Consider the following 1,742-nt stretch of genomic DNA (forward strand, 5'->3'; position numbering starts at 1 on the left):
CGCGCGCTCGTCGCCGAGGCCGAGCAGGATTACGAAGGCTTCTGGGCGCGTCTCGCGCGCGAAGGCCTCACGTGGCACAAGCCGTTCACGAAGGTGCTCGACGAGCGCAACGCGCCGTTCTACACCTGGTTCGACGACGGCGAGCTGAACGCGTCGTACAACTGCCTCGACCGTCACGTCGAAGCCGGCCACGGCGAGCGCGTCGCGGTGATCTTCGAGGCCGACGACGGCACCGTCACCCGCGTCACCTATGCCGATCTCCTCGCGCGCGTATCGCGCTTCGCCAATGCGCTGAAGAAACGCGGGATCGGCAAGGGCGATCGCGTCGTCATCTACATTCCGATGTCGATCGAAGGCATCGTCGCGATGCAGGCCTGCGCGCGCATCGGCGCGACCCACTCGGTCGTGTTCGGCGGCTTCTCCGCGAAATCGCTGAACGAGCGGCTCGTCGACGTCGGCGCGGTCGCGCTGATCACCGCCGACGAGCAGGCGCGCGGCGGCAAGACGCTGCCGCTCAAGAGCATCGCCGACGAAGCGATCGCGCTGGGCGGCTGCGAAGCGGTCAAGAGCGTGATCGTCTATCGCCGCACCGGCGGCAAGATCGACTGGCATGCAGACCGCGACCTGTGGATGCACGAGTTGGTGGACGGCGAATCCGACCGCTGCGAGCCGACCTGGGTCGGCGCCGAGCATCCGCTGTTCATCCTGTATACGTCGGGCTCGACCGGCAAGCCGAAGGGCGTGCAGCACAGCACGGGCGGCTACCTGCTGTGGGCCGCGCAGACGATGAAGTGGACCTTCGACTGGAAACCCGACGACGTGTTCTGGTGCACGGCCGACATCGGCTGGGTCACGGGCCACACATACATCACCTACGGCCCGCTCGCATGCGGCGGCACGCAGGTCGTGTTCGAAGGCGTGCCGACGTATCCGGACGCCGGCCGCTTCTGGAAGATGATCGGCGATCACAAGGTCACCGTGTTCTACACCGCGCCGACCGCGATCCGTTCGCTGATCAAGGCGGCCGAAGCCGACGACAAGGTGCATCCGAAGAGCTATGACCTGTCGAGCCTGCGCATCATCGGCACGGTCGGCGAGCCGATCAATCCGGAAGCGTGGATGTGGTACCACAAGCACGTCGGCCACGAGCGCTGCCCGATCGTCGATACGTGGTGGCAGACCGAGACCGGCGGCCACATGATCACGCCGCTGCCGGGCGCCACGCCGACCGTGCCGGGTTCGTGCACGCTGCCGCTGCCGGGCATCACGGCCGCGGTGGTCGACGAGACGGGGCAGGACGTGCCGAACGGGCAAGGCGGCATTCTGGTCGTCAAGCGCCCGTGGCCCGCGATGATCCGCACGATCTGGGGCGACCCGGAGCGTTTCAAGAAGAGTTACTACCCGGAAGAGCTCGGCGGCACGCTCTATCTGGCCGGCGACGGCACCGTGCGCGACAAGGAGACCGGCTACTTCACGATCATGGGCCGGATCGACGACGTGCTGAACGTGTCGGGCCACCGGCTCGGCACGATGGAGATCGAGTCGGCGCTGGTGTCGCATGAACTCGTGGCCGAGGCGGCGGTGGTCGGCCGTCCGGACGACACGACCGGTGAAGCAGTCGTGGCGTTCGTGGTGCTGAAGCGTTCGCGCCCGGAAGGCGACGAAGCGGCGGCGCTCGCGAAGACGCTGCGCGACTGGGTCGGCAAGCAGATCGGACCGATCGCGAAGCCGAAGGACATCCG

General features: G+C 67.3%; 1 protein-coding gene. It reads left to right on the forward strand.

Going from position 1 to position 1,742, the window contains the following annotated elements; all coding sequences use genetic code 11:
- Positions 1-1,742 (forward strand): acetate--CoA ligase (gene acs, locus H0X90_RS35250; protein WP_196438429.1); only part of this gene is annotated, 1,742 nt, incomplete at both ends.

The organism is Burkholderia sp. 9775_39 (genome assembly GCF_015712225.1).
Classification (GTDB): Bacteria; Pseudomonadota; Gammaproteobacteria; order Burkholderiales; family Burkholderiaceae; genus Burkholderia; species Burkholderia cenocepacia.